The organism is Amycolatopsis sp. NPDC114504, assembly GCF_055633595.1.
Window position 1 is genome coordinate 402858 of the sequence record NZ_JBVKDU010000005.1, and the last position, 26719, is coordinate 429576.

At 70.7% G+C, this 26719-nt stretch carries 22 protein-coding genes; 16 read left to right on the plus strand and 6 right to left on the minus strand.

Translation table 11 applies throughout. The annotated features are described in order from the left end of the window. Nucleotides 1-834, plus strand: a complete 834-nt coding sequence (gene fdhD, locus ACZ7PG_RS37910) for a formate dehydrogenase accessory sulfurtransferase FdhD (RefSeq protein ID WP_470244003.1) — start codon at nucleotides 1-3, stop codon at nucleotides 832-834. On the opposite strand, the gene ACZ7PG_RS37915 is transcribed toward fdhD, so the two are convergent. From ACZ7PG_RS37915 to sucC, 4 genes are read right to left on the minus strand one after another with little or no spacing between them, the layout of a single operon-like run. Then, a complete protein-coding gene (locus tag ACZ7PG_RS37915; RefSeq protein ID WP_470244004.1) occupies nucleotides 822-2144 on the minus strand; it encodes a LysR family transcriptional regulator in 1323 nt (440 codons plus the stop codon). The two genes, fdhD and ACZ7PG_RS37915, sit on opposite strands and share 13 nt — an antisense overlap. Then, the gene (locus tag ACZ7PG_RS37920) at nucleotides 2144-2569 is read right to left on the minus strand and encodes a beta-class carbonic anhydrase (protein WP_470244005.1); all 426 of its coding nucleotides are present in this window, start codon (nucleotides 2567-2569) and stop codon (nucleotides 2144-2146) included. The genes ACZ7PG_RS37915 and ACZ7PG_RS37920 overlap by 1 nt, the downstream gene beginning before the upstream one ends. After that, nucleotides 2569-3450: a succinate--CoA ligase subunit alpha gene (gene sucD, locus ACZ7PG_RS37925; protein WP_470244006.1), complete on the minus strand. Its 882-nt coding sequence runs from the start codon at nucleotides 3448-3450 to the stop codon at nucleotides 2569-2571. The genes ACZ7PG_RS37920 and sucD overlap by 1 nt, the downstream gene beginning before the upstream one ends. 1 nt (nucleotide 3451) lies before the next feature. After that, entirely contained in the window at nucleotides 3452-4597 is a 1146-nt protein-coding gene (sucC, locus tag ACZ7PG_RS37930) for an ADP-forming succinate--CoA ligase subunit beta (RefSeq protein ID WP_470244007.1), read from the minus strand. A 267-nt stretch (nucleotides 4598-4864) separates the two neighbouring features. Between sucC and ACZ7PG_RS37935 the strand changes: the two genes are divergently transcribed. The 4 genes from ACZ7PG_RS37935 (at nucleotide 4865) to ACZ7PG_RS37950 (ending at nucleotide 11451) form a co-directional block, all read left to right on the plus strand. After that, nucleotides 4865-6601, plus strand: coding sequence for a thiamine pyrophosphate-binding protein (locus ACZ7PG_RS37935; RefSeq protein ID WP_470244008.1), 1737 nt, complete (start codon nucleotides 4865-4867; stop codon nucleotides 6599-6601). A gap of 14 nt (nucleotides 6602-6615) precedes the next feature. After that, nucleotides 6616-7845, plus strand: coding sequence for a formyl-CoA transferase (gene frc, locus ACZ7PG_RS37940; protein WP_470244009.1), 1230 nt, complete (start codon nucleotides 6616-6618; stop codon nucleotides 7843-7845). After that, nucleotides 7846-9972 (plus strand): acetate--CoA ligase family protein, encoded by a 2127-nt coding sequence (locus tag ACZ7PG_RS37945; RefSeq protein WP_470244010.1) that lies wholly within the window; start codon nucleotides 7846-7848, stop codon nucleotides 9970-9972. Between the two features lie 102 nt (nucleotides 9973-10074). Next, entirely contained in the window at nucleotides 10075-11451 is a 1377-nt protein-coding gene (locus tag ACZ7PG_RS37950) for an OFA family MFS transporter (RefSeq protein WP_470244011.1), read from the plus strand. 31 nt (nucleotides 11452-11482) lie between these two features. Here the strand turns inward: ACZ7PG_RS37950 and ACZ7PG_RS37955 are convergent, their stop codons facing one another. Further along, entirely contained in the window at nucleotides 11483-12220 is a 738-nt protein-coding gene (locus tag ACZ7PG_RS37955) for a GntR family transcriptional regulator (RefSeq protein WP_470244012.1), read from the minus strand. Between the two features lie 184 nt (nucleotides 12221-12404). Between ACZ7PG_RS37955 and ACZ7PG_RS37960 the strand changes: the two genes are divergently transcribed. The 11 genes from ACZ7PG_RS37960 to ACZ7PG_RS38010 all read left to right on the plus strand — a co-directional run bounded on the left by ACZ7PG_RS37960 (nucleotide 12405) and on the right by ACZ7PG_RS38010 (nucleotide 25601). After that, on the plus strand, nucleotides 12405-13400 hold the full coding sequence (locus ACZ7PG_RS37960; protein ID WP_470244013.1) for a 2-dehydropantoate 2-reductase: 996 nt from the start codon (nucleotides 12405-12407) through the stop codon (nucleotides 13398-13400). A 13-nt stretch (nucleotides 13401-13413) separates the two neighbouring features. Next, nucleotides 13414-15333, plus strand: coding sequence for a molybdopterin oxidoreductase family protein (locus tag ACZ7PG_RS37965; protein WP_470244014.1), 1920 nt, complete (start codon nucleotides 13414-13416; stop codon nucleotides 15331-15333). 1 nt (nucleotide 15334) lies between these two features. Then, a complete protein-coding gene (locus tag ACZ7PG_RS37970) occupies nucleotides 15335-17077 on the plus strand; it encodes an NAD(P)H-dependent oxidoreductase subunit E (protein WP_470244015.1) in 1743 nt (580 codons plus the stop codon). Beyond that, a complete protein-coding gene (locus tag ACZ7PG_RS37975; protein WP_470244016.1) occupies nucleotides 17074-17931 on the plus strand; it encodes a 2Fe-2S iron-sulfur cluster-binding protein in 858 nt (285 codons plus the stop codon). Before ACZ7PG_RS37970 ends, ACZ7PG_RS37975 begins: the two co-directional genes overlap by 4 nt. Before the next feature lie 92 nt (nucleotides 17932-18023). Beyond that, entirely contained in the window at nucleotides 18024-18836 is an 813-nt protein-coding gene (locus tag ACZ7PG_RS37980; protein WP_470244017.1) for a hydroxypyruvate isomerase family protein, read from the plus strand. After that, on the plus strand, nucleotides 18833-19723 hold the full coding sequence (locus ACZ7PG_RS37985; protein ID WP_470244018.1) for a 2-hydroxy-3-oxopropionate reductase: 891 nt from the start codon (nucleotides 18833-18835) through the stop codon (nucleotides 19721-19723). The genes ACZ7PG_RS37980 and ACZ7PG_RS37985 overlap by 4 nt, the downstream gene beginning before the upstream one ends. Before the next feature lie 215 nt (nucleotides 19724-19938). Next, a complete protein-coding gene (locus ACZ7PG_RS37990; protein ID WP_470244019.1) occupies nucleotides 19939-20808 on the plus strand; it encodes an FAD binding domain-containing protein in 870 nt (289 codons plus the stop codon). Continuing rightward, nucleotides 20799-21269, plus strand: a complete 471-nt coding sequence (locus tag ACZ7PG_RS37995) for a (2Fe-2S)-binding protein (protein WP_470244020.1) — start codon at nucleotides 20799-20801, stop codon at nucleotides 21267-21269. The genes ACZ7PG_RS37990 and ACZ7PG_RS37995 overlap by 10 nt, the downstream gene beginning before the upstream one ends. Next, entirely contained in the window at nucleotides 21266-23557 is a 2292-nt protein-coding gene (gene pucD / locus ACZ7PG_RS38000) for a xanthine dehydrogenase subunit D (RefSeq protein ID WP_470244021.1), read from the plus strand. Before ACZ7PG_RS37995 ends, pucD begins: the two co-directional genes overlap by 4 nt. A 1-nt stretch (nucleotide 23558) precedes the next feature. Next, nucleotides 23559-24041 (plus strand): nucleoside deaminase, encoded by a 483-nt coding sequence (locus ACZ7PG_RS38005; protein WP_470244022.1) that lies wholly within the window; start codon nucleotides 23559-23561, stop codon nucleotides 24039-24041. A 111-nt stretch (nucleotides 24042-24152) separates the two neighbouring features. Then, on the plus strand, nucleotides 24153-25601 hold the full coding sequence (locus ACZ7PG_RS38010; protein WP_470244023.1) for an NCS2 family permease: 1449 nt from the start codon (nucleotides 24153-24155) through the stop codon (nucleotides 25599-25601). Nucleotides 25602-25647: 46 nt separating this feature from the next. Here the strand turns inward: ACZ7PG_RS38010 and ACZ7PG_RS38015 are convergent, their stop codons facing one another. Further along, nucleotides 25648-26640 carry an aldo/keto reductase gene (locus tag ACZ7PG_RS38015; protein ID WP_470244024.1) on the minus strand — a complete coding sequence of 331 codons (993 nt, stop codon included), beginning with the start codon at nucleotides 26638-26640 and terminating at the stop codon, nucleotides 25648-25650. Nucleotides 26641-26719 lie beyond the last annotated feature (79 nt).

Sequence of the window (26719 nt, forward strand, 5' to 3'; positions counted from 1 at the left end):
GTGGGGCGGATGACCAGCCGACGCCGGGTGCTGCGCGTCCGCGACGGCGTGCCGACCGCGCGCCCGGACACGCTGACCGTCGAGGAGCCCCTGGAAATCCGGGTGGCCGGGAAAGCGCTGTCGATCACGATGCGGACCCCCGGCGACGACTTCGACCTCGCCGCCGGGTTCCTGGTCGGCGAGGGCGTGGTGCGGGCGGCTCCGGACGTTCACTCGATCCGCTACTGCGCCGGAGCCACGGCCGACGGCGGCAACACGTACAACGTCCTCGACGTCGTGCTCGCGCCGGATGTCGCGCCGCCGGACGCGTCGGTGGAGCGCAACTTCTACACGACGTCCTCGTGCGGCCTGTGCGGCAAGGCGAGCCTGGACGCCGTCCGGACGACGGTGACGTGGCCGATCGCGGACGACCCGTTCAGCATCGACCCGGCGACGCTCGCCGGGTTGCCGGACGAACTCCGCGCGGCACAACGGGTTTTCGACCGCACGGGCGGCCTGCACGCGGCGGGGCTGTTCGACGCGGACGGGAAGCTGCTGTGCCTGCGCGAGGACGTCGGCCGCCACAACGCGGTGGACAAGGTGATCGGCTGGGCGACCCGCGACGGCCGCCTACCGCTGTCCGGGACGGCGCTGATGGTGAGCGGGCGGGCGTCGTTCGAGCTGGTCCAGAAGGCGGCGATGGCGGGGATACCTTTGCTGGCAGCGGTTTCCGCACCGTCGTCACTGGCGGTGGACCTGGCCGGGGAGCTGGGGCTGACGCTGGTGGGGTTCCTGCGCGGCACATCGATGAACGTCTACACACGACCCGACCGGCTGGGCTTTCAGCCGAGCTGAGCGAGCAGCGCGGCGATCGCGGGGGAGGGATCGCCCCGGTGCAGGGCGGCAAGCTGCCACGACGGCGGCCGATCGAACCGCCGGACGGTGAGATCGGGGAACCGCGCTGCCGCCGACGCGGGTAGAACGCAGGCGGCCAGCCCGGCCCGCACGAGCCCGGCGGCGACGCCGAGATCATCGACTTCGAGCGAGAGCCGCCGGCAGGGGAAAGCCCGGTCGACGGCTTCCCGGATGGCCCAGCCGAGCGGGAAGTCCACAAGGGACAGTTCGGAGAGATCGGCGGGAGCAGACCGCGACCCACCGGGCGCGGTGGCGAGGACGAGTTCGTCCGCGGGGAGCGGAGTGGCGACCAGCCCGGGCGTGCGGTCGCGGGGCGCAGGATCGGGCGCCGGGCCAGGCGACGCTGACCCGGCAGTGAGATCGCGGGCCACGGCGGGATCGGCTGCGGGGCTGCGCGTCGCCGACCCGGTTGTGAGGTCACAAGGCGCGGCGAGGCCAGGTGCCGCATCTCGTGCCGCCGACCTGGCCGCGAGATCGCAGGGCGCGGTGAGGCCGGGTGCCGGATCTCGTGCCGCCGAGCCGGTTGCGAGGTCGCAGGGTGCGGCGAGGCCAGGTGCGACATCAGGTGTCGCTGACCCGGTTGCGAGGTCGCAGGGCGCGGCGAGGTCGGGTGCCGGATCTCGTGCTGCCGACCTGGCCGCGAGATCGCAGGGCGCGGCGAGGCCAGGTGCCGCATCACGTGCCGCCGACCCGGCCGCGAGATCGCTGGCCACAGCGGGGCCGGGATCGCGCGTCGCGGAGCCGGCCGCAAGCCCGGCGTCCTGCGGCACAGCCGCAAACCCGTTCAAGCTCGCGGAATCCGCGGCCGCACCACACCCCGCACCCACCGTCAGCACCACGTCCACCGTGCACTCCGCCAGCGCCCGCTCGACCTCACCGGCCTGAACCTGCCGCACCTCCACCACCAACCCCGGGTGCACGTGCCGCAACGCGGCCAGCACCCGGTGCCAGTCCGCCAGCAACCCCGGGCACACCCCCAACCGGACCCGGCCGCCCACCGGGGACACCGCCGCCCTGGCCCTCGCCACCGCCTCCAGGGCCGCCCGCGCGGCGGGCAGGAACGCCTCGCCGGCGGGCGTCAACACCACTCGGTGCGTCGTGCGGTGGAACAACGGCGTCCCCAGGTCGCGCTCCAGCGCCCGGACCACTGTGGACACCGTCGACTGGACCGTCCGGAGGCGGTGCGCGGCCGCCGTGAAGCCACCTTCCTCCGCTACCGCCACCACCACCGCCAGCTGACGCAGCTCCATCACGGCACCTCGTCCAGCGCCCCGGTCCGCTCGTCCAGGACGTAGCCGCGGACCACCTCCGTATGAGACAGGAACGGCGACGCCCGCAGCCGCGCGATGCACTGGCGGACGTCCTGGGCCGGGTCGGTGAACGTCTCCGCCGCCCAGCCCGGCCGCATCCCCGTCGACGACTCCAGGCGCCGGGCGAACTCCGTGTCCGTGAACGTCCGCATGCCGCAGTCGCGGTGGTGGATCAGCACGATCTCGCGCGTGCCCAGCAGGTGCTGGCTCACCGTCAGCGAACGGATCGCGTCGTCGGTCACCGCGCCGCCCGCGTTGCGGATCACGTGCGCGTCGCCCTCGCCGAGCCCGAGCAGCCGGTGGACGCTGAACCGCGCGTCCATGCACGCGAGCACCGCCAGCTTCAGCCGCGGCTTCGCGGACATCAGCCCAGCACCTCCCGGACCAGCGCCGCCGTCTCGCTCGGCGTCCGTCCGACGCGGATCCCCGCCGCCTCCAACGCTTCCTTCTTCGCCGACGCCGTGCCGGCCGAGCCGGAGACGATCGCGCCCGCGTGGCCCATCGTCTTGCCCTCCGGCGCGGTGAACCCGGCCACGTACCCGACGACCGGCTTCGACAGGTTCGCGCGCACGAACTCCGCGGCCCGCTCCTCGGCGTCGCCGCCGATCTCGCCGATCAGCACGATCAGGTCGGTCTCCGGGTCCTTTTCGAACGCTTCGACGGCGTCGATGTGCGTCGTCCCGATGATCGGGTCGCCGCCGATCCCGACGCACGTCGAGAACCCGATGTCGCGCAGCTCGTGCATGAGCTGGTAGGTCAGGGTGCCCGACTTCGACACCAGCCCGATCCGCCCGGGGCCGGTGATGTCGGCCGGGATGATCCCGGCGTTGGACTTGCCGGGGGAGATGATGCCCGGGCAGTTCGGCCCGATGATCCGGGTCCGCCCGCCGGCCGCGACGGCGTGCGACCAGAGCCGGGCGGTGTCGTGCACCGGGACGCCCTCGGTGATCACCACCGCGAGCCCGATCCCGGCGTCCACCGCCTCGACCACGGCGTCCTCGACGAACGGCGGCGGTACGAACAGCACGCAGACGTCGGCCCCGCTCGACGCGATCGACTCCGCGACGCTGCCGAACACGGGCAGCGAACGACCGGAGATCTCCACGTGCTGCCCGGCCTTGCGCGGGTTCACCCCGCCGACGACGTTCGTGCCGGCGGCCAGCATCCGCCGGGTGTGCTTGGCGCCTTCGGACCCGGTGATGCCGGAGACGACGATCCGGCTGGTCTCGTCCAGGAAGATGGCCACGTCAGACCTCCGCGATCGCGAGCTTCGCCGCCTCGCGGGCGGCGTCGTCCATGGTGGCCACCACGGTGACCAGGGGGTGGGCCGCTTCGGCGAGGATCCGCCTGCCTTCGGTGACGTTGTTCCCGTCGAGCCGGACCACGAGGGGTTTCGTGGCGCGGGAGCCGAGGATCTCCAGCGACCGCACGATCCCGGTCGCGACTGCGTCGCACGCGGTGATCCCGCCGAAGACGTTGACGAACACGCTGCGCACCTGCGGGTCGCCGAGGATCACGGTCAGCCCGTTCACCATCACCTCGGCGGACGCGCCGCCGCCGATGTCGAGGAAGTTCGCCGGCCCGCGCGCGCCCGCTTCGAGAGCGGCCGCCGCCACGACGTCCAAAGTGGACATCACCAGGCCGGCGCCGTTGCCGATCACCCCGATGTCGCCGTCGAGCTTGACGTAGTTGAGGCCCAGGGAATGCGCTTCCCGTTCCCGGGGGTCGCCGTCCAGCGGGTCGTCGTAAGAGCCGGAACGGCGGAAGGACGCGTTGTCGTCCAGGGTGATCTTGCCGTCGAGCGCGACGATCCCGGTCGACGTACTGGCCAGGGGGTTGACCTCGACGAGTGTGCAGTCCTCGGCGACGAACACGTCCCACAGCTTTTCGACGACGCCGGCGACCTCGCCGCGGACGTCGGCGGGGAACGCGGCGGCGACCGCGGCCGAGTCGACGCCGGAGAGGGGGTCGACCGGCACCCGGACCAGGGCGTCCGGGCGGGTGGCCGCGACCTCCTCGATCTCCATCCCGCCTTCGGTCGACGCCATGGCGAGGAACGTCCGCCCGGCGCGGTCGAGCAGGAAGGAGATGTAGTACTCGTCGGCGATCTCGCTCGCTTCGGTCACCAGGACGCGGTGCACGGTGTGGCCCTTGATGTCCATGCCGAGGATGTCGTCGGCGGCCTGCTCGGCGTCGTCGGCTGTCCGCACCACGCGGACGCCGCCCGCTTTGCCGCGCCCGCCCGTCTTCACCTGGGCCTTGACCACCACCGGCCCGCCGAGTGAAGCGGCCGCAGAACGGGCCGAGGCGGGATCGGCGGCGACCCGGCCGCGGGGGACGGGTACGCCGTGCTTCTCGAAGAGATCTCGGGCTTCGTGTTCGAAGAGGTCCATGCGGGGGCGTCCTTTCCGTGGCGGGGCAGGGCAAGGGCGTGAAGTGGTGGTCCGCGAGGGCGGGAGCGAGGCCCGGAAAAACCCTGCGGATAGCCCTGGACACGGGCTGCTTGAGGAGTGACTATATGCCTACCCCATACGGTATGCAATCTACAGTCTGCCGCGAAGAGGCCGCTGACCTCGACGGACGCCGGCAGCGGCGATGAGCGGACCGGATACGGAGCGCCGGACAAGAGAGATCCGGCGGCGGACCAGAGGAGTTGAGCAATGGCGCTGACAACGACCGGCACCACCGCGGGGGAGAGTGCCCGAGCGACGAACGGCGCCGAGCCCGCGCCCGCCGAGATCTCCGGCGGCCACCTGGTGGCGAAAGCGCTGAAGGCCGAGGGGGTCGACACGATCTTCACCCTGTGCGGCGGCCACATCATCGACATCTACGACGGCTGCGTCGACGAAGGCATCCAGGTCATCGACGTCCGCCACGAACAGGTCGCGGCGCACGCGGCCGACGGCTACGCGCGGATCACCGGCAAGCCCGGCTGCGCGGTCGTCACGGCCGGCCCCGGCACCACCGACGCCGTCACCGGCGTCGCGAACGCCCTGCGCGCGGAGAGCCCGATGCTGCTCATCGGCGGCCAGGGTGCCTTGACACAGCACAAGATGGGGTCCCTGCAGGACCTCCCGCACGTGGACATGATGACGCCGATCACCAAGTTCGCCGCCACCGTGCCGCACACCGCGCGGGTCGCCGACCTCGTGAGCATGGCCTTCCGCGAGGCCTACGCCGGCGCGCCCGGGCCGTCGTTCCTGGAGATCCCGCGGGACGTCCTCGACGCGCGCGTGCCGCTCGAGAACGCCAGGATCCCCGAGGCCGGCCGCTACCGCGCGTCGACGAGGAACGCGGGAGACCCGGCCGACATCGAGAAGCTCGCCGACCTGCTGGTGCACGCGAAGAAGCCGGCCATCCTGCTCGGCAGCCAGGTCTGGACGACGCGGGCGACCGAACCCGCCGTGGACCTCGTGCGCACGCTGAACATCCCGGCGTACATGAACGGCGCCGGCCGCGGCACCCTGCCGCCCGGCGACCCGCACCACTTCCAGCTTTCGCGCCGGTACGCCTTCGACAACGCCGACCTCATCATCATCGTCGGCACCCCGTTCGACTTCCGGATGGGCTACGGCAAGCGGCTGTCGAAGGACGCCACCGTCGTGCAGGTCGACCTCGACTACCGCACGGTCGGCAAGAACCGCGACATCGACCTCGGCATCGTCGGCGACGCCGGTCAGGTCCTGGCCGCAGTGGCCGAAGCCGCGTCCGGGCGCACCGACAACGGTGCCGTCGGCCGCAAGGCCTGGCTCGAAGAGCTGCAGGCCGTCGAGGAGAAGGCCAAGCAGAAGCGGCTGCCGCTGCAGCACTCCGACGCGAGCCCGATCCACCCGTACCGGCTGGTCCACGAGATCAACGAGTTCCTGACCGAGGACTCGATCTACATCGGCGACGGCGGCGACATCGTCACCTTCTCCGGCCAGGTCGTGCAGCCCAAGTCGCCCGGCCACTGGATGGACCCCGGTCCACTCGGGACACTCGGCGTCGGCATCCCCTTCGTCATGGCGGCCAAGCACGCGCGGCCGGACAAGGAGGTCGTCGCGCTCTTCGGCGACGGCGCGTTCAGCCTCACCGGCTGGGACTTCGAGACGCTGGTGCGGTTCGACCTGCCGTTCGTCGGGATCGTCGGCAACAACTCGTCGATGAACCAGATCCGCTACGGCCAGGCCGCGAAGTACGGCCTGCCGCGCGAACGCATCGGCAACACCCTCGGCGACGTCCGCTACGACGAGTTCGCGCGGATGCTCGGCGGCCACGGCGAAGAGGTCCGCGACCCGGCCGACATCGCGCCGGCGCTGCAGCGGGCACGCGAGTCCGGCAAGCCGTCGCTGATCAACGTCTGGGTCGATCCCGACGTGTACGCCCCCGGAACCATGAACCAGACCATGTACAAGTGAGCGGAGGCCTAGGCATGGGTAAGGCACTGGAGGGCGTGCGCGTCCTCGACATGACACACGTGCAGTCCGGACCGTCCTCGACACAGCTGCTGGCCTGGCTCGGCGCGGACGTGATCAAGCTCGAGACCCCCGGCCGGGGCGACATCACGCGCGGCCAGCTGCGCGACCTCCCCGGCGTCGACAGTCTTTACTTCACGATGCTGAACTCCAACAAGCGCAGCATCACGCTCAACATGAAGAGCGATGAAGGCAAAGAGGTCTTCGAGAAGCTCGTGTCCGGAGTGGACATCCTGGTCGAGAACTTCGGCCCGGGCGTCGTCGACCGGTTCGGCTACCCCTGGGACAAGCTCTCGGCGCTCAACCCGCGGCTGATCTACGCCTCCATCAAGGGGTTCGGCCCCGGCCGCTACGCCGACTTCAAGGCCTACGAGGTCATCGCGCAGGCCATGGGCGGCGCGATGAGCACCACCGGCTTCGAGGACGGCCCACCGACCGCGACCGGCGCGCAGATCGGCGACTCCGGCACCGGCATCCACCTGGTGGCCGCCATCCTCGCCGCGCTGTTCCAGCGGACCACCACCGGCCGCGGCCAGCGCGTCCAGGTCGCCATGCAGGACGCCGTGCTCAACCTCTGCCGCGTCAAGCTGCGCGACCAGCAGCGGCTCACCCACGGCCCGCTCGGCGAGTACCCGAACGACCAGTTCGGCGACGAGGTCCCGCGCTCGGGCAACGCCTCCGGGGGCGGCCAGCCCGGCTGGGCGGTCAAGTGCGCGCCCGGCGGGCCGAACGACTACATCTACGTGATCGTCCAGCCACCCGGCTGGGCGCCACTCGCCCGGCTGATCGGCAAGGACGAGCTGGCCGAGGACCCGGCCTGGGCCACGCCCGAGGTCCGCCTGTCCAAACTGGACAAGATGTTCGCGCTCGTCGAGGAGTGGACCGAGAAGCACACCAAGTGGGAAGTGCTCGAGAAGCTCAACGCCTGCAACATCCCCTGCGGCCCGATCCTGTCCACGAAGGAACTGATCGAGGACGAGACCCTGGCCGAGCTCGGCTCGGTCGTCGAGGTGGCGCACCCGGAGCGCGGCAGCTTCAAGACCGTCGGCTGCCCGCTCAAGCTGTCCGACTCGCCGGTCGACATCGAACGCTCGCCGCTGCTGAGCGAGCACACCGACGAGGTCCTGTCCGAACTCGGCTACAGCGAAGCGGAGCTCGACAAGTTCCGTGCGGCGGGGGTGATCTGAGTGGCGGATCGCACGGCGGTCGAGAAGATCCTCGACCAGGCGGCGGCCGAGGGGCGGTCCTCGCTGACCGCGCCCGAGGGGCGTGCGGTCTGCGAGGCCTACGGCATCCCGACCCCGGCCGAGCGCCTGGCCGCCATGGCCGACGAGGCCGTGGCCCACGCCCAGGACATCGGGCTGCCGGTGGTGCTCAAGATCGTCTCACCGGACATCCTGCACAAGACCGAGGCCGGCGGTGTCCTCGTAGGCCTGAAGGACGCCGAAGCTGTAAAGGCGGGCTTCGAGAAGATCATCGAGAACGCGAAGGCGTACAACGCCGGCGCGCGGATCCTCGGCGTCCAGGTGCAGCAGATGCTCACCGAAGGCCAGGAGGTGATCATCGGCTCGGTCACCGACCCGACGTTCGGCAAGATCGTCGCGTTCGGCCTCGGCGGCGTCCTGGTCGAGGTGCTCAAGGACGTCACCTTCCGGCTCGCGCCGACGAGCACCGAAGAAGCGCTGTCGATGATCGACGGTATCCAGGCGGCGGAAATCCTCCGGGGCGTCCGTGGCTCGGATCCTGTCGACCGTGACGCGCTCGCCGCGGTGATCACCGGGCTCGGGCAGCTGGTCGCCGACTTCCCGCAGCTGTCCGAAGTGGACCTCAACCCGGTGCTCGCGACGGCGGCCGGGGCCACCGCGGTCGACGTCCGGATCCTGGTCGACCCGGACGCGGCGAAGGAGCCGGTCCGGTTCACCCAGGAGGAGATCCTCGCCTCGATGAACCGGATCATGAAGCCCGCGTCGATCGCGGTGATCGGCGCGTCGGCCGAAGCCGGCAAGATCGGCAACTCCGTGATGAAGAACCTGGTCAACGGCGGCTACGCGGGGGAGATCCACCCGATCAACCCCAAGGCCACCGAGATCCTCGACCGCAAGGCCTACGCCAGCATCACCGACGTGCCCGGTGACGTCGACGTCGCGGTGTTCGCCATCCCGGCGAAGTTCGTCCCCGCGGCGCTGGAAGAGGTCGGCAAGAAGGGCGCGGCCGGCGCGATCCTCATCCCGTCCGGCTTCGGCGAGACCGGCAACATCGAGCTGCAGGACGAGGTCGTCGCGATCGCGCGCAAGCACGGCGTGCGCATCCTCGGGCCCAACATCTACGGCTACTACTACACGCCGGAGAACCTGTCGGCGACGTTCTGCACCCCGTACGACGTCAAGGGCGGCGTGGCCCTTTCGTCGCAGAGCGGCGGGATCGGGATGGCGATCCTCGGGTTCAGCCGCTCGGCGAAGATGGGCGTGTCCTCGATCGTCGGCGTGGGCAACAAGGCCGACATCGACGAGGACGACCTGCTCACCTTCTTCGAGCAGGACGACAACACCCAGCTCGTCGCGATGCACCTCGAAGACCTCAAGGACGGCCGGTCGTTCGCGGAGACGGCGAAGCGCGTTTCGAAGCGCAAGCCGGTTGTGGTGCTCAAGGCCGGGCGGACGTCGCAGGGCGCCAAGGCGGCCAGTTCGCACACCGGCGCGCTGGCCGGCGACGACAAGGTGTACGACGACATCCTGCGCCAGAGCGGCGTGATCCGGGCGCCCGGGCTGAACGACATGCTCGAGTACGCCCGCGGCATCCCGCTGCTGCCGGCGCCGAAGGGCGAGAACGTCGTCATCATCACCGGTGCCGGCGGCTCGGGCGTGCTGCTCTCGGACGCCTGCGTCGACAACGGGCTGGACCTGATGGAGATCCCGCCGGACCTCGACACGGCGTTCCGGAAGTTCATCCCGCCCTTCGGCGCGGCCGGCAACCCGGTGGACATCACCGGCGGCGAGCCGCCCTCGACCTACCGCAACACGATCGCGCTGGGCCTCGAGGACGACCGCGTCCACGCCCTGATCCTGGGCTACTGGCACACCATCGTCACCCCGCCGATGGTGTTCGCGGAGCTCGTCGCGCAAGTGGTCGAGGAGTACCGCGCGAAGGGGATCCACAAGCCCGTCGTTGCGTCGCTCTCCGGTGACGTCGAGGTCGAAGAGGCGAGCGACTACCTCTACGACCACGGGGTCGTCGCGTATCCGTACACCACCGAAAAGCCCGTCGCGGTGCTCGGTGCGAAGTACCGCTGGGCGCGGGCCGCGGGCCTGCTTTGAGCGTCCTCCACAGGGGCTGGCTCGCCGAACGAGAAAGGACGAAGATCCACCGCACGACGGCAACAGAGGGACATGAGTCAACGGTGACGAAAGAGAACTCTTATGACCGCAGCTACGTACCAGGAGATCACTGACGAGAACGGACGGGTGTACCGGATAGGGGAGTCACCGCACGACATCATGGGGCGCTCCCGGAGCTTCATGGTCTGGCTGCCCTGGATCGCCATGATGGCGGTCAGCGTGTTCGAGTACGGCTGGGGCGCCGTCGAAGGCACCCTCGAGGAGAAGTACGGCTGGTCGCTGTCGGACGCGTTCTGGCTGGCGAGCATCTGGGCGGTGTTCCAGGCCGGGGTGGCGTTCCCGGCGGGCCGGCTGAGGGAGAAGAACCTCGTCTCGGCCAAGACGGCGATGCTGATCGGTGCCGTCTGCAGCGGCATCGGCTACTTCACCATCGCGCACAGCGGGAACCTGACGCTGGCGTTCATCGGGTACTCGGTCCTCGGCGGCACCGGCGCCGGGCTCGTGTACGCGACCTGCATCAACATGGTCGGCAAGTGGTACCCGGAGAAGCGCGGTGCGCGGACCGGGTTCGTGAACGGCGGCTTCGCCTACGGTTCGGTGCCGTTCATCTACCTGTTCAGCGCGTTCCTCGGCCACGAGAACGTCACGGGGGTGCTCGACGGGATCGGCCTCTACATGCTGATCGTCGTCGGCGTCTGCGGGTTCCTGTTCAAGGACCCGCCGAAGAGCTGGTGGCCGAAGGAGGTCGACCCGCTGACCTGGGCCAAGAACAGGACCGGGATCAAGACGCTGGCGAAGAACCCGCCCGCGGTCCGGCAGTTCACGCCGATGGAAGCCATCCGGACCGGCATGCTCCCGCTGATGTGGGTGAGCCTGGTGATCATCGGCGGCGTCTCGCTGTTCGGCATCAACTTCCAGGTGCCGTTCGCCAAGGAAAGCCACTTCGGCGCGTTCGTCGCGGCTTCGTCGGCCGGCGTGCTGGCGATCGTGAACGGCACCGGGCGGGCGGTCGTCGGCTGGGCGTCGGACAAGCTCGGGCGCAAGCAGACGCTGACGCTGGTGCTGGTGATCGCGGCGCTGGCGCAGTTCGGCGTGCTGTACGCCGGGAACACGCACAACCTGTTCCTGTTCATGGTGTTCGCGTTCCTGACCGGGTTCGGCGGCGGGGCCTTCTACCCGCTGTTCGCCGCGCTCGTGCCGGACTACTTCGGCGAGAACAACAACGCGTCGAACTACGGCCTGGTCTACAGCGCGAAACTGGTCGGTGGCGTCGGCGGCGGCGGTCTCGCCGCGGGGGTCATCAGCGCGTGGGGCTACACCGGTGCGTACATCCTCGCCGGGTGCATCGCGCTCCTGTCGGCGGTGCTGACGCTGTTCCTGCGCCAGCCGGGCCGGCCGCGCAACCAGCTCGCCGAAACCGAGCTGGTTGCGCGACCATCCGCCACGGCGGGCGGCTGATCCGGTTGCCTGCTCCCCGGTCCTGCCTCAATCAGGATCGGGGAGCCTCCGGACGTTCGTGGTAGGCCTGGCGGGTCCGTTCGGTGTGCCTGGCCATGATCTCCTCCGCGGCTTCGGCGTTCCCGTACGAGATCGCGTTGATCAGCTCGTCGTGCTCGTTCCACGCGTCCTTTCCGCGCGGGCGGGCGATCGGCGTGTAGTACCAGCGGACCCGTCGGTCGACGAGGCCGATCATCTCCGCCAGCACGGCGTTCCCCGACAGCTGCGTGATAAACGCGTGGAGGGCGGCGTTGGCCGCGACCAGGCCTTCGGTGTCCTCGGCCTTCAGGGCCGTGATGCCCGCCTTCTGCAGCTCCCAGAGACGTTCGACGTCGTCGGCCGTCGCGTTGCCGGCGGCGAGCTTCGCGGAGTGCGTCTCCAGCACACTGCGGACGCTCAGCAGCTGGTCGGCCTCTTCGTCGGTCGGCAGGTGCACGAACGCGCCCTGCGCGGGCCGGAGGTCGACCCAGCCTTCGCTCTGCAGGCGCTGCAGGGCTTCGCGGACGGGCTGCCGGCTGACGCCGAGGTACTCGGCCAGGTCGGCCTCCACCAGGTGCTGCCCGGGTTCGAGCGTGCGGTTGATGATCAGCTCGGCGAGCGCCTCGTAGACGACCTGGCGCAGCGGGGCGGGGCGTTCGACGCGCTTCGCTGCGGTCGAGCTGAGCGAGCCCTTGGCCGTGCGGCGGCCGCCGGGGCCGCGGTCTTGGAGCGGGGAAGCGGGCTGGCTCACGGGACACCTCGATAGGGAGAGGAACGCGAAGATCTGTGATCAGGATACAGGTTTTGGTATGCAAAATCCCAGAACTCACCCTGTCGGGAGTTTCACGCGGTCGCCGGCCAGGAAAACCTGGTCTCAATACCGGATCCAGGATACTGTATGCAATAACGTGCTGGACCGAAGTGGGAGGCACATCATGAAGGTGGCAGTTCTCGGGGCCGGGGCGATCGGCGCCTACGTCGGGGCCGCGCTGCACCGCGGCGGGACCGAGGTGCACCTGATCGCCCGGCGGGCCCACCTCGCCGCGATGCGCGAGCACGGCGTCCGCGTGCTGAGTCCGCGCGGCGACTTCACGGCGCACCCGCACGTCACGGACGACCCGGCCGAAGTCGGCCCGGTCGACTTCGTCTTCCTCGGCCTGAAGGCCAACTCCTACGCCTCGTGCGAGCCGCTGCTCGCCCCGCTGCTCGGCCCGGACACCGCGGTCGTGGCCGCGCAGAACGGCATCCCGTGGTGGTACTTCCACGGCCTGACCGGGCACCCGCTCGAAGGGCACCGCGTCGAGACCGTCGACCCGGGTGGCTCGGTGACCGCCGTGCTCGAGCTGCGGCGCGCGATCGGCTGCGTCGTCTACTGCTCGACGGTGATCGAGGAGCCGGGCGTGATCCGGCACCTCGAAGGCACCCGGTTCTCCCTCGGCGAGCCGGACGGCGAGATCTCCGCGCGCTGCAAGGTGCTCAGCGCGGCGATGATCGCCGGCGGGCTCAAGGCACCGGTCGAACCACGGCTGCGCGACGACATCTGGATCAAGCTGATGGGCAACGTCGCCTTCAACCCGCTCTCGGCGCTGACCCGGGCGACCATGGCGCAGATGTGCGAGCACGACGACACGCGCGCGCTCGTCGCCACGATGATGACCGAGACCCTGGCCATCGCCCGCGCGGCGGGCAGCGACCCGGGCGTCTCGGTCGAGAAGCGCATCGACGGCGCCTGGCGCGTCGGCCACCACAAGACGTCGATGCTGCAGGACCTCGAAGCCGGCAAGCCCCTGGAGATCGACGCGATCATCGGCGCGGTCGTGGAGCTGGCCGGCCTCACCGGGGTGCCCGCACCGGCGCTGCGGCACGTCCACGCCGCCATCTCGCTGCTCGACCACACCAGCAACCCGCCCGTCCCCGTCGGGGCGCACTGAACCGGAGGTGCCCGTGAAGCGCAAGAAGACCGAGCCGTACGTCCGGCTCACCCAGCCACTGGTCCGTGACTCCGGCGTGCTGCGGCCGGCGACCTGGGACGAAGCCCTCGACCGGGCCGCCGCCGGGATCCGCCGGACCCTCGAGACCCAGGGGCCCGAGGCGTTCGGGATGTTCTCGTGCGCCCGCGCGACCAACGAGATGAACTACGTCGCCCAGAAGTTCACCCGCGCGGTGATCGGCACGAACAACGTCGACTCGTGCAACCGCACCTGCCACGCGCCGAGCGTCGCCGGGCTGGCGCGGGTGTTCGACAGCGGCGGCGGGACGTCGTCCTACCAGGAGATCGAGGACGCCGACGTCATCGTGATCTGGGGCGGCAACCCCCGCGAGGCGCACCCGATCTTCTTCCAGCACGTGCTCAAGGCCGTCCACAAGGGAGCGAAGCTCTTCGTCGTCGACCCGCGGCGGACGAGCACCGCGCAGTGGGCGCACCGGCAGCTGCAGCTCGAGGTCGGCACCGACATCCCGCTGGCCCACGCGATCGCGCGCGAGATCATCCACTCCGGACTGGCGAACACGACGTTCATCGAGCGCGCCACCGAGGGGTTCGCCGAGTTCGCCGCGTCGGTCGAGCCGTGGACGCTGGAGGTCGCGGAGAAGACCACCGGCGTGCCGGCCGAGCTGATCCGCGAGCTGGCCCACACCTACGCGCGGGCCGACCGCGGCCAGCTGTCGTGGACGCTCGGGATCACCGAGCACCACAACGGCACCGACAACGTCCTCGCGCTGATCAACCTGTCGCTGCTGGCCGGGCAGGTCGGCCGCTACGGCGCCGGGCTGAACCCGCTGCGCGGCCAGAACAACGTCCAGGGCGGCGGTGACATGGGCGCCATCCCCGACCGCATGCCGGGCTTCCAGGAGATCCTGGACGCCGGCGTCCGGGCGAAGTTCGACGCCGCGTGGGGCTCGTCGATCCCGCCGCACAAGGGCCTCAACCTCACCCAGATGCTCGACGCGATGGAACGCGGCGCCCTGACCTGCGTGTACATCATCGGCGAGAACCCGGTCCAGTCCGAAGCGGACTGCGAACACACGATCAAGCGACTGTCCAACGTGGACCACCTGGTGGTGCAGGACATCTTCCTCACCAAGACCGCGCAGCTGGCCGACGTCGTCCTGCCGGCGTCGGCGGCCTGGTGCGAGAGCGACGGCACGTTCACCAACTCCGAACGCCGTGTCCAGCGCGTCCGCAAGGCCCTCGACCCGCCGGCGGGCGCGCGCGACGACATCGAGCTGCTCTCGGAGCTGGCCCGCCGGCTCGGCCACGACTGGCACCAGACCGGCGGCGAGGAGGTCTGGGACGAGCTGCGGTCGCTGTCCCCGATGCACGCCGGGATGTCCTACGCGCGCCTCGAAGAACTCGGCGGCATCCAGTGGCCGTGCTACTCCGAGGACACCCTCGAGCCGACGTTCCTGCACGGCCGGCTGTGGGCCGAGGACCCCGCCGAGCGCGGCCGCCCGGCGCCGTTCACGGTGATCGAGCACAGCCCGCCGGTCGACCTGCTCACCGAGGAGTTCCCGATCCGGCTCACCACCGGCCGGCGGCTCGACTCCTACAACACCGGCGTCCAGTCCGGCGGGTTCCCGTCGCCGCTGCGGCAGGGCGAGACCCTGGACCTCTGCCCCGAGGACGCGCGTGCCCTCGGCGTGGCACCCGAGGAGCTGGTCCGGATCTCTTCGCGGCGCGGGGAGATCGTGGCGCCCGTGCGGCTCGACAAGGGCCTGAAGCCGGGGCTGGCGTTCATGACGTTCCACTTCCCGGACGAGGTCGACGTCAACGTCATCACCATCGAGGCGACCTGCCCGATCGCCGGGACCGCCGAGTACAAGGCCGCCGCGATCCGCGTCGACAAGCTGCCGGTGGAGGTCTGAAGTGGACCTGAAGCTCTTGGACGCCGTCGCGTCGCGGGAAGAGCGGGAGGCCGTCGCGGCGTTTGCCGGTGGCGGGCGCGACCAGCTGCTGCCCGCCCTGCACGCGGTCAACGACCGGGTCGGCTGGATCAGCCAGGGCGCGCTCAACCTCATCTGCGAGGCGCTGCACGTGCCGCCCGCCGACGCGTACGGCGTGGCGAGCTTCTATTCGCTGTTCGCCCTGGAGGAGCGGCCGGAGCGGGTGGTGCACGTGTGCACCGACCTGGCGTGCCGGCTCAAGGGCGCGGACACGGTGTGCGACGTCCTCACCGAGCACGTCGGCGCCGCGGGGAAGGCGCGGGGCGGGGTCACGTGGCTGCGCAGCCCGTGCGTCGGCGTCTGCGAACGAGCCCCCGCGGCGCTGACGTTCCAAGCCGGCGAACCGGCCACCACCGAGCTGCTCGCCCCGGCGACCGGCGCGTCGGCCGTGCTGGCCGCGCAGCGGGAGCTCGCGGGAGACGGCTCGCCGCCGGTCATCCACCAAAAGGACGGACTGCGGCTGCTGCGCCGAGTCGGCGTGGTCGATCCGTCCAGTTTGGACGACTACCGCGCGGCGGGCGGGTACGCGGCACTGCGCAATGCCCTGCGCATGGGCGAGGCCGCGGTGATCCGCGAGGTCACCGACTCCGGCCTGCTCGGGCGGGGCGGCGCCGCGTTCCCGACCGGGCGCAAGTGGGCGGCCACCGCCGCCCAGCCCGCCGGGCCGCACTACCTGGTGTGCAACGCCGACGAGAGCGAGCCCGGCACGTTCAAGGACCGGGTGCTGCTCGAAGGCGACCCGTTCGCGCTGGTCGAGTCGATGACGATCGCCGCGTTCGCGATCGGCGCCCGGCGGGGCTACGTCTACCTGCGCGGCGAGTACCCGCGGGCGTTGCGGCTGCTGCGCAACGCGCTGGACGTCTGCCGGGAACGCGGGTTCCTCGGGGTGGACATCATGGGCCACGAAGGGTTCTCGTTCGACGTCGAGATCCGGCGCGGCGCGGGTGCGTACATCTGCGGCGAGGAGACCGCGATCTTCAACTCGATCGAAGGCTTCCGCGGCGAACCCCGCACGAAGCCGCCGTTCCCGGTCGAGAAGGGGCTGTTCGGCAAGCCGACCGTGGTCAACAACGTCGAGACGCTGGTGAACGTGCCGCTGATCCTCACCGAGGGCGCGGCCGCGTACCGGGCGCTCGGCACCGAGGCCTCGGCCGGGCCGAAGCTGTTCTGCCTGTCCGGGAACGTCGAGCGGCCCGGCGTCTACGAGGTGCCGTTCGGCACGACGCTGCGTTCGCTCCTCGAGCTGGCCGGGGGAGTGCCGGAGGGGCGTTCGCTGCGCGCGATCCTGCTCGGCGGTGCCGCGGGCGGGTTCGTCCGGCCCGACGAGCTGGACCTGCCGCTCACGTTCGAGGACGCGCGGGCGGCGAAGACGACCCTCGGCTCGGGTGTCGTCCTGGTGCTCGACGACCTGGCCGACCTCGGCGGGTTCCTGCTGCGGATCGCGTCGTTCTTCCGCGACGAGTCGTGCGGGCAGTGCGTCCCGTGCCGGATCGGGACGGTGCGGCAGGAGGAGGCGATCCAGCGTGTCCTGTCGGCCGGATCGGACGAACGGCCCCTCCTGCGCGAGGTCGGGCAGGTGATGCGGGACTCGTCGATCTGCGGCCTCGGCCAGACCGCGTGGAACGCCATCGAATCCGCCATCGACCGGCTGGGAGCGCTGCAATGACCATTGTGGACATCGGGATCCCGCGCCGGCTGGTCGAGTTCACTGTGGACGGTGAGTCGGTCCGCGTACCCGAGGGCTCGACGATCCTCGACGCGTGCACGGCGGCGGGCAAGGACATCCCCACGCTGTGCTACGGCGACACCCTGGAACCGGCGAACGCCTGCCGCGTCTGCATGGTGGAGGTCGAGGGCTCGCGGACGCTCGTGCCGTCGTGCTCGCGCAAGGCCGAACCGGGCATGGTGGTGCACACCGACTCCGAGCGGACGCGCACCAGCCGCAAGGTGGTGCTGGAACTGCTGGCGTCCGCGACGGATCTGTCGACCACCCCCGGCGTCGCGGAGTGGATGGAGGCCGCGGGCGCGGAACCGGACCGCTTCGGCCCGGACGCGGCGACGGTCGCGCAGCCGGCCCTGGTGGACAACGAGCTGTACGTCCGCGACTACGAGAAGTGCATCCTCTGCTACAAGTGCGTCGACGCGTGCGGCGACCAGTGGCAGAACTCGTTCGCCATCAGCGTGGCCGGCCGCGGGTTCGACGCGCGGATCTCGACGGAGTTCTCGAACCCGCTGCCGGACAGTGCGTGCGTGTACTGCGGCAACTGCGTCGAGGTCTGCCCGACCGGGGCACTGAGCTTCAAGCGCGAGTACGACAAGCGCGAGGACGGCACCTGGGACGAGTCCCGCCAGACGGCGACGACGACCGTGTGCACGTTCTGCGGGGTCGGCTGCAACCTGACGCTGCACGTCCAGGACAACGAGATCGTCAAGGTGACCTCCCCGCACGAAAGCTCGGTGACGCACGGCAACCTCTGCATCAAGGGCCGCTTCGGCTGGCAGCACGTCGAGAAGAAGTAGCGGCACCGGGGCCGCCGTTGACCTCGTCGCATGTCAGAGGCTATTCTCGATATGCGAAAGAAAGATTCCGTATAGCGAAATTCGAGGTCGCGATGCCAGAAGAGGGTCACTCCCTGCCGTACGTCGCCAACCTGTCGATCCTGTTCAAGGAGGTACCGCTCCTCGAGCGGGCCGCCGCCGCGCGGGAGGCCGGGTTCACCGACGTCGAGTACTGGTGGCCGTTCGACACCGCGGTCCCCGCGCGCGACGAGGTCGACGCCTTCGTGCGGAGCCTGGACGGCGTGCGGCTGCGCGGGCTGAACTTCTTCGCCGGCGACATGGCCGCGGGGGAGCGGGGCCTGGTGTCGTGGATCGGCCGCGAGGCCGAGTTCGCCGACAGCCTCGTCGTGGCGCTCGACATCGCCGAACGCACCGGCTGCCGCAGCTTCAACGCGCTCTACGGCAACCGGCTCGACGGCGAAGAGCCGGCCAAGCAGGACGACCTCGCGCTGGTCCACCTCGCCACGGCCGCGGAGGCCGCCGCGAAGATCGGCGCGCAGCTGGTCCTCGAACCGCTCTCCGGCGCGGACCGCTACCCGCTCAAGACCGCCGCGGACGCCGTGGCCGTGCTCGACGACCTCGGGCGCGACAACGTGCGGCTGCTGGCCGACCTCTACCACCTGGCAGTCAACGGCGACGACCTGGACGCATTGGCGACGACGCACATCTCCCGGATCGGGCACGTGCAGATCGCCGACGCACCCGGGCGCCACCAGCCCGGCACCGGCTCCCTGGACCTCGACGGGCACCTCGCGAAGCTGCAGAACGCGGGCTACTCGGGGTTCGTGGGGATCGAGTACGTCCCGGAACCCGACACCGTCACCTCGCTGAACTGGCTGCCGATCACCCGAAGGGGACGAGCATGAAACTGGGATTCATCGGACTGGGCGTCATGGGTGCGCCGATGGCCGCGCACCTGGTCGCGGCCGGGCACGACGTCAGCGGCTACGACGTCACCCCCGCCGCGGGGGAGAAGCTGCGGGCCGCCGGCGGCCGCGCCGCGACCGGCGTGGCCGACGCGGTGGCCGGGGCGGACGTCGTGATCACGATGCTGCCGAACCACCCGCAGGTCGAGGAGGTCGTGCTGGCGGCGGGCGGCGTGCTCGACGCCGCGGAGCCCGGCACGCTCCTGATCGACATGAGCACGATCCGGCCCGAGACGTCGATCGCGATCGCGGAAGCCGCGCGGGACAGGAAGATCCGCGTCCTCGACGCTCCCGTGTCCGGCGGCCAGGCCGGCGCCGAGCAGGCGGCACTGTCCATCATGGTCGGTGGATCCGAAGAAGACTTCGAGGCCGCGAGGCCGGTGCTCGAAGCGGTCGGCAAGACCATCGTGCACGTCGGCCCGCACGGCGCGGGCCAGGTCGTGAAGGCGGCGAACCAGCTCGTCGTCGGCGGCATCTACGGCCTGGTCGCCGAGGCGATCGTGCTGCTCGAAGCGTCCGGTGTGGACGCTTCGACGGGGTTGGACGTGCTCGCCGGGGGACTGGCGGGCAGCCGGATCCTCGAGCTCAAGCGCAAGTCCATGGTGGACCGTCAGTTCGCGCCCGGGTTCCGGATCGACCTGCACCACAAGGACATGGGGATCGCGCTGGCCGCCGCCCGGCAGGCCGACGTCGCGCTCCCGCTCACCGGGCTGGTCGCCCAGCTCGTCGCCGCCGGTCGCGCCATGGGCCACGGCTCCCTGGACCACTCGGCGTTGCTGAAGGTCGTCGAACAGCTGTCGGGCCGCGTTCCGGCGGCTACTGTATAACGCCCTATAAGGCCGGGCGTGAGCCCGCGTGACCACGGCCGTCGTACGAGACCCTGACCTCGTGCGACGGCCTTTCCGCGTCTTCGATCAAGCGGTTGTCGGAAAGTACAAACCGGGGCCGTAAATTCACCCGTCTTTCAGGGGTTTTGCCGTGGTCGCGGCCACACCTCAGCGTGTGTACTTCTTCACGAAGCAGCCCCGAAAGGACGTCCACAGTGGAATTCCTCCGACCCGCCACGCTCGCCGACGCGCTCGCCGCGAAGGCCGCGAGCCCCGGTGCGGTCCCGATCGCCGGCGGCACCGACGTGATGGTCGAGCTCAACTTCGACCACCGCCGTCCGGAGTCCCTGCTCGACCTCGGCCGCGTCGCCGAGCTCCACGAGCACGGCACCGACGACGGCCGGATCCGGATCGGCGCGGCCGTGCCCTACACCCGGATCATCGCCGAGCTGGGTACACAGCTGCCCGGCCTCGCGATGGCCGCGCGGACCGTCGGGTCCCCGCAGATCCGCAACCGCGGTTCCGTAGGGGGCAACCTGGGCGCGGCTTCGCCCGCGGGCGACTCGCACCCGGCGCTCCTGGCGGCCGACGCGGAGGTCGAAATCGCGTCGGTGCGCGGCACGCGGATCGTCGCGGCGAAGGATTTCTACGTGGGGGTCAAGCGCAACGTCCTCGAGCCGGACGAGCTGATCACCGGCGTGCTGCTGGCACCGGCCACCGGGCCGCAGCAGTTCAGCAAGATCGGCACGCGCAACGCGATGGTCATCGCCGTGGCCGCCTTCGGGCTGGCCCTGCACCCCGCGGAGAAGCGGGTCGGCACCGGTGTCGGCTCGGCCGCGCCCACCCCGCGGCGTGCCCTCGAAGCCGAGGAGTTCCTGGCCGGAGAGCTGGACTGGGACTCGCCGAGGGCGCTCAACGACTCGGTGAAGCGCCGCTTCGGCGACCTGGTCGCCGGGGCCGCGTCGCCGATCGACGATGTCCGGGGGAGTGCGGCCTACCGCCGTCACGCCCTGGGTGTGATGGCGCGCCGGACGCTGACCTGGGCCTGGACCGAATACTGCGAAGGGAGCGCGAAGTGCGCGTGAACGTCACCGTCAACGGCGAGTCCCGCCGGGCGGACAACGTCTGGGAAGGCGAGAGCCTGCTCTACGTGCTGCGCGAGCGGCTCGGCCTGCCGGGTTCGAAGAACGCCTGCGAGCAGGGCGAATGCGGGTCCTGCACGGTCTACCTCGACGGCGTCCCGGCGTGCGCGTGCCTGGTCGCGGCCGGGCAGGCCGAGGGCCGCGACGTCGTCACGGTCGAAGGGCTCGCCGAGGGCGAGGCCCTGGACCCGGTGCAGGAGTCGTTCGTCGAGCAAGGTGCCGTCCAGTGCGGGTTCTGCACGCCCGGACTGCTGGTCGCCGCGCACGACCTGATCGAGCGCGTCCCCGACCCCAGCGACGTCGAGATCCGCGAGGCCCTCGCCGGGAACCTCTGCCGCTGCACCGGCTACGAGAAGATCCTCGACGCCGTCCGTGACGCGGCCGCGAAAAAGGCCGTCCGATGAGCGCGCCGGCCCATTCCCCGCAGGAGCTGCACGACACGATCGCCGGCGGCATCGGCGAGAGCCCGCTGCGCCCGGACGGCACGCTCAAGGTCCGTGGCGAGTTCGCCTACTCCTCGGACCTGTGGCACGAGGACATGCTCTGGGGCGCCACCCTGCGCAGCCCGCACCCGCACGCCCGGATCGTCCGCCTCGACGTCTCCCGCGCGCTCGCCCAGCCGGGGGTGCACGCGGTGCTCACGCACGAGGACGTCCCCGGCGAGAACGTCTACGGCCTCAAGTACCAGGACACCCCGGCGCTGGCCGCGGACCTGGTCCGCTACCAGGGCGAGCCGGTCGCGATCCTCGCGGCCGACCACCCGGAGATCGCGCGGCAGGCGCTCAAGGAGATCGTCGTCGAGTACGACGTCCTCGAGCCGATCACCGACCCCGAGCGGGCCGCGCACGACGACACCCTGCCGAAGCTGCACCCGGACGGGAACCTGGTGCGCCACCAGCGGATCGTCAAGGGCGACCCGACCGCGACCGCGGACGTCGTCGTCTCCGGCGTCTACGAGATCGGCATGCAGGACCAGGCGTTCCTCGGGCCCGAATCGGGCCTCGCGGTGCCGGCCGAGGACGGCGGCGTCGACCTCTACCTGGCCACCCAGTGGCTGCACGTCGACCAGCGCCAGACGGCGAAGGCCCTCGGCCTGCCGCTGGAGAAGGTGCGGCTGACGCTGTCCGGCGTCGGCGGAGCGTTCGGCGGCCGCGAGGACCTGTCCATGCAGATCCACTCGTGCATGCTCGCGCTGCGCACCGGGCGGCCGGTGAAGATGAGCTACAACCGGCTGGAGTCGTTCTTCGGGCACGTCCACCGCCACCCGGCGAAGATGTACTACGAGCACGGCGCCACCCGCGACGGCAAGATCGTCTACGTCCGGGCGAAGATGTACTTCGACGGCGGCGCGTACGCGTCCAAGACCCCGGTCGTGGTCGGCAACGGCACCACGCTCAGCGTCGGCCCGTACGACGTGCCGAACGCGCACATCGAGGGCTGGGGCGTCTACACGAACAACCCGACCTGCGGCGCGATGCGCGGGCTGGGCGCGGTGCAGCCGACGTACGCGTACGAGTCCCAAATGGACAAACTCGCGGCGGCATTGGGGATGGATCCGGCGGAACTGCGGATCCTCAACGCCCTGAGCGAAGGGTCCACTGTGGTCACCGGCCAGGTCGTCGACTTCCCGGCGCCGGTCGCCGAGCTGATCCAGCGGCTGCGGGACCTGCCGCTGCCGCCCGAACCGGCCGGCGAACGCGACATCCGGGAGCTGCCCGGCGGCGCGTCCAACACCACGCACGGCGAAGGCGTCGTCCGGGGCGTCGGCTACGGCGTCACGATCAAGAACATCTCCTACGCCGAAGGCCTCGACGACTACTCGACCGCGCGCGTGCGCCTGGAGGTGCTCGGCGGGGAGGCGGTGGCGATGGTGCACACCGCGGCGGCCGAGGTCGGCCAGGGGCTCGTCACGCTGCAGCAGCAGATCGCCCGCACCGAGCTGGGCCTGACGCGGGTGACCGTGCACCCGGCCGACACGAGCGTCGGCGACGCCGGCTCCAGCTCGGCGTCGCGCCAGACCTACGTGACGGGTGGCGCGGTCCGCAACGCCTGCCGTGCGGTCGCCGAGGCCGTGTACGCGCTGCTCGGGGTGCCCGCCGAAGGCATGTCCCTGACGGGCGGCAAGGTCGTCGCGGCCGACGGTGAGGTGGTCGCGGACCTGGTGGAGCTGCTGGGGGAGACCGCGATCGAGGAGACCCGCGAGTTCCACCACCGCAGGACCTACCCGCTGGACCCGGAGACCGGGCAGGGCGACGCCCACGTCCAGTACGGCTTCTCGGCCCACCGTGCGGTGGTCGACGTCGACGTGGACCTCGGCCTGGTCAAGGTCGTCCAGCTCGACTGCGCCCAGGACGTCGGCAAGGCGATGAACCCCGACGCCGTCGTCGCCCAGATCCAGGGCGGCTCGGCGCAGGGCCTCGGCCTCGCCGTGATGGAGGAGATCCTGGTCAAGGACGGCAAGGTGCGGAACCCGTCGTTCACCGACTACCTCATCCCGACCATCCTCGACATGCCGCCGATGCGCGTCGACGTCCTCGAGCGGCCCGACCCGCACGCGCCCTACGGCGTCCGCGGCGTCGGCGAACCACCCACGATCTCCGCGACCCCGGCGATCGCCAACGCCATCCGCGCGGCCACCGGCCTCGAGCTGCCGCGCGTCCCCATCCGTCCCGAACACATCACCGGAGTCTGACGTGACCACCTCCCTGACCACCGAGACCGAGTGGCTGGCGGAAGCCGTCCGCATCGCGGCCACGAACGTCGCGAACGGCGGCGGCCCGTTCGGCGCCCTGATCGTCCACGACGGGCGGATCGTCTCGACCGGCGTCAACCGGGTCACCGCGAACCTCGACCCGACGGCGCACGCGGAGGTCGTCGCGATCCGCGCGGCCTGCCAGGCGCTGGGGACCTTCAAGCTGGACGGCTGCGTGCTCGTGTCGAGCTGTGAGCCGTGCCCGATGTGCCTCGCGTCGTCCCTGTGGGCGCGGGTGGACAAGATCGTCTACGCCGCCGACCGCGACGACGCGGCCAAGGCCGGCTTCGACGACCGGGCCTTCTACGAGCTGTTCGACCGTCCTCGCGAGACCTGGACGGTTCCCGTCACGCGACTGTCCACAACGGACGGATTCGCGCCCTTCGCGGCCTGGCTCGACAAGAGCGACCGCACGGATTACTGACCCACGAGGCCAGCTGACCGGAGCACCCACAACCCCAGCACGTCCCGCTCGCCCAGGCACGGCGTTGTGCCTCGGCCTGGCCGAGCACACCCACCGGCAAGGGCAGGACGCATGACCCAGGTAGAAATCCACGAACCCGAAGTCGACGAAGTACCCGAACCCGCCCGCCGCACGTTCTTGGACCGCGTGTTCGAGCTGCGGGCACGGCAGAGCACGGTCGGGCGCGAAGTCCGTGGCGGCGTCACGACGTTCGTCGCGATGGCGTACATCGTGCTCCTCAACCCGCTGATCCTCGGCGCTTCCGCCGACATCACCGGCGCCCGGCTGTCCGCCGCGCAGGTGACCACGGCGACCGCGCTGGCCGCCGCGGTGATGACCATCCTGATGGGGGTCGTCGGCAACGCGCCGCTCGCGCTGGCCGCCGGCCTCGGCATCAACGGCATCGTCGCCTTCCAGATGGCCCCGTCGATGACCTGGGCGCAGGCGTTCGGGCTGGTCGTGCTCGAAGGCGTGTGCATCGTGCTGATGGCGGTCAGCGGTGTCCGGGAACGGATCATGAACGCCATCCCGCGGCCGCTCAAGATGGCGATCACCGTCGGGATCGGGCTCTACATCGCCCTGGTCGGGCTGGTCAGCGCCGGATTCGTGACCCGGATGCCGGACTCGGCGGAGACCACGGTCCCGGTGCGCCTCGGGGCGAGCGGGCACCTGCACGGCTGGCCGATCGTCGTGTTCTGCTTCGGTCTGCTGCTGATGATCGTGCTGATGGCCCGCAAGGTCCCGGGTGCGGTGCTGATCAGCATCGGGGTCTCCACCGTGTTCGCCGTGGTGCTGCACCAGGTGTTCGGCGTCGGCGGCTGGGGCCTCACCACCCCGGCCTTGCCCGACCACGTCGTCGCGGCACCGGACTTCGGGCTCTTCGGCCACATCGACCTGTTCGGCGGCTTCGCCTCGGCGGGCGCGCTCGCGGCGACGGTGTTCCTGTTCACGCTGGTGCTGTCCGGGTTCTTCGACGCGATGGGCACGATCACCAGCGTCTCGGACGAGGCCGGGTTGTCGAAGAACGGCAAGGTGCCCCGGATGGGCCGGATCCTGCTGGTCGACGGCGCGGGTGCGATCGCCGGCGGCGTCACGGGTTCGTCGCCGAACACGGTGTTCCTGGAGTCCGCGGCGGGCGTCGGTGAAGGCGCCCGGACGGGTCTCGCGAGCGTCGTCACCGGGCTGCTGTTCGCCGGGACGCTGCTGTTCACGCCGCTGGCGGGGGTCGTCCCGGCCCAGGCGGCGGCACCCGCGCTGGTGGTCATCGGCGGCATGATGGTCGCGCAGTGCCGGCACATCCCGTGGAACGACCCGGACTACACGATCCCGGTGTTCCTGACGGCCGCGTTGATCCCGTTCACCTACTCGATCACCAACGGCGTCGGCGCCGGCCTGATCGCGTTCGTGCTGATCAAGATCGGCCGCGGCAAGTGGCGCGAGGCCGGCTGGCTGCTTTCCTTGCTGGCACTGGTGTTCGCGGTGTACTTCGCGGTCGACGGCGTCGAGGCGCTCTTCCGCTGAGCGGGGATGGCACATCGAGAGCGTCTCGATGTGCCATCCCACGGGCTTACTTCTCGCTGTCGAGGTGGTCCAGCTGGGCGGCGGCATAGCGGTCACCCGCGGCGGCGCCGGCCGGGACGGCGGCTTCGATCGCGGCCAGGTCATCGGCCGTCAGCTCGAGGTCGGCGCCCAGTGACTCGGCCAGCCGGGCGCGGGTGCGGGCCCCCACCAGCGGGACGATGTCCTCGCCCTGGGCGGCGACCCACCCGATGGCGAGCTGCGCGGTCGTGACGCCCTTGCCCGCGGCGAGCTTGCCGAGGGCGTCGGTCAGGGCCAGGTTGCGGTCGAGGTTCTCGCCTTGGAACCGCGGGCTGTAGCCGCGGAAGTCGCCCGCGGTGAGTTCCCGCGACGGCGTCCAGTGGCCGCTGAGCAGGCCGCGGGACAGGACGCCGTAAGCGGTGACGCCGATGCCCAGCTCACGCGCGACGGGGAGGATGTCCGCCTCGATCCCGCGCGAGAGCAGCGAATACTCGATCTGCAGATCGGAGATCGGGTGCACGGCGGCAGCACGCCGGAGCGTCTCGGCACCGACCTCGGACAGGCCGATGTGCCGGACGTAGCCCGCTTTGACCAGCTCGGCCAAGGCGCCGACCTGGTCTTCGATCGGCACGGCGGGATCGAGCCGGGCCGGCCGGTAGACGTCGACGTGGTCGGTACCGAGGCGGCGCAGGCTGTAGGCGAGGAAGGTCTTGACGGACTCCGGGCGGCTGTCATTGCCGAGCCAAGAACCATCCGGACCACGCAGCGCGCCGAACTTGACGCTGATCACGGCCTTGTCCCGGTTGCGGCCGCGCAGGGCATCGCGCAGCAGCATTTCGTTGTGGCCCATGCCGTAGAAGTCACCGGTGTCGAGCAGGGTGACACCGCCATCGAGGGCGGCGTGGATGGTGGCGACCGACTCGGTCTCATCGGCCGGGCCGTAGAGGTCGGACATGCCCATCAGGCCGAGCCCGAGGGCGCTGACGGTCGGACCGGTCCGGCCGAGGGTGCGGGTGTGCATGGGTTCTCCCTGTTTCCGTTGTTACCCGACCGACCGTATCACCGATACCGAACGAGTGCTACTCAGGATTTGTTATCAT